Here is a 4,801-nt window from a genome sequence, read left to right on the forward strand (position 1 = left end):
CGGATCTGTCGGTAGGCTGCTCGGATCTGCCGGTAGAAGGCGGGGAAGCACTCGGGCGCGTACTCATGGTTCCAACGGTAGGCCGCGGCGGTCCGTGGCGGGTAGCGTCCCAGGAGTGCCTATGTCGCCGGGTCCCATGGATGGCCTTCTTGTCGTCGATCTCACCCGGGTATTGGCCGGGCCGTTGTCCACGCTGATGCTCGCCGATCTCGGGGCGAGGGTCATCAAGGTGGAACGTCCCGGTCACGGGGATGACTCCCGCTCCTACGGTCCGTTCATGGACGACCGGTCGCTGTACTTCGCCCGGGTGAACCGCGGCAAACAGTCGATCGCGCTCGATCTGAAGGATCCGGACGACCACGCGACGTTACTTTCCATCATCGACCGCGCCGATGTGCTGGTGGAGAACTTCCGGCCCGGCGTGATGGACCGGCTCGGTCTCGGCTGGGGCACGTTGTCGGGACGTAATCCTCGACTGGTTTACGTGAGCATCTCCGGCTTCGGGCGGACCGGCCCGTGGCGAAACCGGCCGGCCTACGACGCGGTCGTGCAGGCCGCCACCGGGATTATGTCGATCACCGGGTCACCGGACAGCGACCCGGTGAAGCCCGGCGTCCCGATCGCGGACCTTGCGGCCGGTCTGTATGCTTTCGGCGCGATCGGGGCCGCATTGTACGGGCGGCTGGCCACCGGCCGCGGTACCCATATCGACATAGCCATGTTCGACGCCACACTGTCGTTGCTCGAGGGTGCGGCCCTGTCCTATCTGGCGACCGGTGTCACGCCGCCGCGCATCGGCAACGCACATTACTCGATCGCGCCGTTCGACACGTTCGCCTGCGCGGACCGCAGCATTGTGATCTGTGCCGCGAACGACAGCCTCTTCGCCGGGCTGTGCCGCGCGCTGGACCGCCCGGATCTCGGCACGGATCCGCGGTTCGTCACCAACAGTGCCCGGCTGGCGGCCCGGGAGGCGTTCAAGCAGGAAGCGGAGCGGACTCTTCGTGCCCAGCCGGCTGCGTATTGGCTGAAAGTGCTGGGTGCGACGGGCATACCCTGTGGCCCCATCAACAACGTGGCGGAGGCGGTCTCCTCCGAACAGGCTGTTTTCCGCGGCATGGTGGTCGACGCCGGGGGCCTTCCGCTGCCCGGGAATCCGGTGAAGATGGCGGACTGGCCGCAGGACTCCCGGCGGCCGCCGGAACCGGTACTCGACGCGGACGGCCCCGCGATCCGGGCCGAGTTCGGTTGATCCGGCGGTGCGCCGGTGACGGCGGTGGAAGTCGTGGGCGCGACACCCGGGACCGGGAACATTCCAACGGCTACCGGACGTCGACAGGGATGGCGAGCGGTGGGGTGGACGAGGGGACGTGGTCATGACGTGGCCTCCGGACGGGCCCGGACGAGCGGGGCGGCGGCCTGGATGGCCTGAGGAGCGCCGGCCCCCGGGCGGGGCTCCCGGGTGGCAGCAGCCACCGCCGCAGCCCGGATGGCAGCAGCCACCGCCGTCGCAGCCGCCGCCGTTCCAGCCGTCACAGCCGCCGCCCGAGCCCTTACCGCCCCGGCGCTCCACTGGGCGCCGCCTGGTCACCGGCGTGGCGGCGCTGGCGTCCGTCCTCGTACTGGCCGTCTCCGGCGGGGGCTGGCTGGCCCTGCGGCACTATGACAACAAGGTCACCCATGTGTCGCTGGCCTTCCCCGGCACCGAGCGGCGGCCGGGCGGGGCCGGCGGCGGTACCCGCAACATCCTGCTCGTCGGCTCGGACAGCCGCAGCGGTACGGACGGGGAGTTCGGTGAGGTCGAGGGCCAGCGGTCGGACACCACGATCCTCGCCCACCTGGACGCCGATGGCTCCACCACGCTCGCCTCGTTCCCCCGGGACCTGTGGGTGACGATCCCCGCCTACACCGACTCCGCCGGCCGCGCCCACGCCGCGCGGAAGTCCAAGCTCAACGCCGCGTTCGCGTTGGGCGGGCCGTCCCTGCTGGTACGGACCATCGAGACGCTGACGAAGATCCGTATCGACCACTACCTGCAGATCGACTTCATCGGGTTCCAACGGATGACGGACGCCCTCGGCGGGGTGACCGTGTGCGTGAAACCGCTGCCCAACGGGAGCCGGAGCAACCTCGACGACAAGATGTCGGGCTGGCACGGCCAGGTCGGCGACAACAGGGTCAACGGCGAGCAGGCGCTGGCCTTCGTCCGCCAGCGGTACGGCCTGCCCGAGGGCGACCTCGACCGGATCCGGCGTCAGCAGCAGTTCATCGGTGTGGTCTTCCGGTCGGCGACCAGCACCTCGACCCTGGTCAACCCGGTCCGGCTGGCTTCCCTGCTGGACGCGGCCACCTCGTCCGTGACCGTCGACGCCGGCACCTCCCTGACCGACCTGCAGCCACTGGCCGTCCGGCTGCGTGGCGTGGGCAGCGGGGGTGTCCGCTTCGAGACCGTCCCGGCGTCGCCTGGTCAGGCAGGCGGCCAGTCCGTGCTGCTCACCGACCCGAACAAGCTGGCGGCCTTCCTGGCGGATCTCTCCGGCCGGCGGCCGTCCTCCGCGAGCGCCGCGGCCGTCGACGGTGGCCCGCTGGGCGGGCCGGCCGGGCCGGCCATCACCCTGGTGGCCGCCACGGCCACGACCGACGCCACCGCGGGATCGTGCACCTACTGAACCTCCGGCCGCCGCTGGCCCGGCGGCGTGTGGCCCGGTGACGGGGTGTGGTCACCGCGCTCGTCGATGGCGGCGTTCAGTTCGGCGCCGAGCAGGACGGCCAACGCCGTGATGTAGAAGAACAGCAGCGCGGCCACGGGCGCCGCCACCGAGCCGTAGATCAGTTCATTGCCGAAGACCGTTTCCAGGTACAGCCGCAGCAGGTAGCTGCCGACGTTCCAGACCACCATGGCCAGCAGGGCGCCGGGCAGCGCCCGCCGCCACGGGCGCCGGGACGGCAACGACAGGTGGTACAGCGAGGTCAGCATCGTCAGGGAGAGGACCGCGACCACCGGCCAGAACAGGACCGTCAGCAGCCAGCCGACGAGGTGGTGGCGGTTGGCGTCGAGCAGTTCCGAGATCAGGTCCGGCCCGAGGACGAGCGAGGGCAACAGGATCACACCGCTGGCCACCTGGGCCAGGTACAGTCGCAGTGCCAGTAGCCGGCTGCGTACGGCTGATCGCAGCTGGCGCTGGCCGTAGGCGATCGTGATGGTGTTGACGTAGGTCGCCATGGCCGACGACCCGGTCCACAGCGACAGCAGGAAACCGATCGAGATCACATCCGGGCGCCCGTGGGTGAGGATCTCGTTGATCGTGGGGCGGATCACGTTGTCGACGACCGAGGGTGTCAGCAGGTCGTCGGCGGCGTTCAGCAGACTCTGACGGATGCTGTCGACGGCGTCCGCGCCGACCGCGTCCCCGACGTAGCCGATGGTGCCGAGGATCGCCAGTAGTAAGGGAGGCAGCGACAGCAGCTGCCAGAAGCCGGCCTCGGCCGCGAGGCCGAGCACGCGGTCGCGCCAGGCACGGGCCGCGGTCCGGCGGGCGAGGGTGAGAACACGCATCGACACCCGTCCGAGCAGGGAGGGCACTGTTCTCGGAGCCCGGGCCGGCAACGGCGACACGGGGCCTGACGGTGGCGCGAGACCTGGCAGCGCGGCGGAAGCAGGATGCGTCAGATCAGCGGGCCGCGACGCATCGGACGCGGGACCAGGCGTCTGGAGCACCGCGGACAGCAACCTGTTCGCCAACCACACCGGACCAACGGTACGGCCTCGGGTTCACAGCGGCTCCAGCGGTCGTCGATTGGCCTGGAACCCGGCCGGCCGGCCGCTGCCGATGTCACCAGTTGCGCTGGCCTGGTTGCGCCGGCATGGATAACGGAGGCATGCCGTCGGTCGACGAGCCATGCCTCCGGGCCACATCAAAATGCCCCCGCTGACAACGTGTGATCGTGTCCGCGGGGGATCGCCGGGCCGATGTCCGCCGCCGGGTGGCGGGCGGTCAGGGAGAGACGGTCAGTTTGTCTGTTTCGTCATGGTATTCGACGGCCACGGCTCGTAGCTTCGAGTCGTGGGACTTGGCGTGATGCCGGCAGAACAGCAGTTCGCCGCCACCGGGAAGCACGACCCGCACATACGCCTGCGCGCCGCACCGGTCACACCGGTCGAGGTTGGTCAGCGTCGGTCTGGTAGTGGTTCCAGTCACACCATCTTCAACAGTCTTCGTCGGGATTTGGTTCCGCCCAGCGGTGTGACGGTTCCCTCAGGCCTCTCGGAGCCGTCGGCGACGCAGGTCAGGGCCGGGGCACGGCGGGAGTCGTGATGATCATAGGTGTGGTGATCACGTACGGCGCGCGCCGAAGACGATGTCGTCCCAGGCCGGTACGGACTTGCGGTTCTTGCGGCCACCGGAGCCGCGTTCCCCGGCCCGGCCGGCGGTGCCCGTGCGCCCGTTCCGGGGCGTCGGCGACGTCCGTGCGGCGAGGTCGGCCTGCCCGGCGGTGTCGTCGACGGCATCGGCGTCACCAGCGCCGTCGGTGGGGCCGACGCCGTCGGTGGGGCCAACGGCGTCGGCGGCACCGACGGCGTCCGCGATACCGGCCGTGGCTGTCCTGGCCGTGCCTGCGAGCGCGGCGGTGCCTGCGAGCGCGGCGGTGTTGGCTGGTTCGGACGTGCCGGCGAGGTCGGCGAGGTCGGCGATATCGGTGCTGCCGGCGGCGACCGCTGCCGGCACGGGAACTGCCGTGGCCGGGGGATGTACGGCGGGCACGGAAGGCGCGGCGGGCACGGAAGGCGCGCCGGACACGG

Annotated in this window: 4 protein-coding genes and 1 pseudogene; 2 read left to right on the forward strand and 3 right to left on the reverse strand. The window is 70.6% G+C overall.

All coding sequences use genetic code 11. The annotated features are described in order from the left end of the window. The first annotated feature begins 121 nt into the window (after positions 1-121). Positions 122-1,252 carry a CaiB/BaiF CoA transferase family protein gene (locus AC5LUJ_RS02390; RefSeq protein ID WP_493464381.1) on the forward strand — a complete coding sequence of 377 codons (1,131 nt, stop codon included), beginning with the start codon at positions 122-124 and terminating at the stop codon, positions 1,250-1,252. 343 nt (positions 1,253-1,595) lie between these two features. Next, entirely contained in the window at positions 1,596-2,669 is a 1,074-nt protein-coding gene (locus tag AC5LUJ_RS02395) for an LCP family protein (protein ID WP_250285934.1), read from the forward strand. Here AC5LUJ_RS02395 and AC5LUJ_RS02400 read toward each other — a convergent pair. From AC5LUJ_RS02400 to AC5LUJ_RS02410, 3 genes and pseudogenes are all read right to left on the reverse strand, one after another. Continuing rightward, a complete protein-coding gene (locus AC5LUJ_RS02400; protein WP_250285935.1) occupies positions 2,663-3,556 on the reverse strand; it encodes a YihY/virulence factor BrkB family protein in 894 nt (297 codons plus the stop codon). The genes AC5LUJ_RS02395 and AC5LUJ_RS02400 overlap by 7 nt on opposite strands. 439 nt (positions 3,557-3,995) lie before the next feature. Further along, a complete protein-coding gene (locus AC5LUJ_RS02405) occupies positions 3,996-4,199 on the reverse strand; it encodes a DUF7455 domain-containing protein (RefSeq protein ID WP_250285936.1) in 204 nt (67 codons plus the stop codon). Between the two features lie 135 nt (positions 4,200-4,334). Beyond that, positions 4,335-4,801, reverse strand: a pseudogene (locus AC5LUJ_RS02410) (hypothetical protein); the annotation flags it as partial.

It is taken from the genome of Protofrankia sp. CiP1_Cm_nod3 (assembly GCF_982290655.1).

Bases quoted from the DNA above. Each gene is read 5' to 3' on its own strand.
- AC5LUJ_RS02390 (WP_493464381.1), top strand. From the start codon at position 122: ATGTCGCCGGGTCCCATGGATGGCCTTCTTGTCGTCGATCTCACCCGG.
- AC5LUJ_RS02400 (WP_250285935.1), bottom strand. From the start codon at position 3,556: ATGCGTGTTCTCACCCTCGCCCGCCGGACCGCGGCCCGTGCCTGGCGC.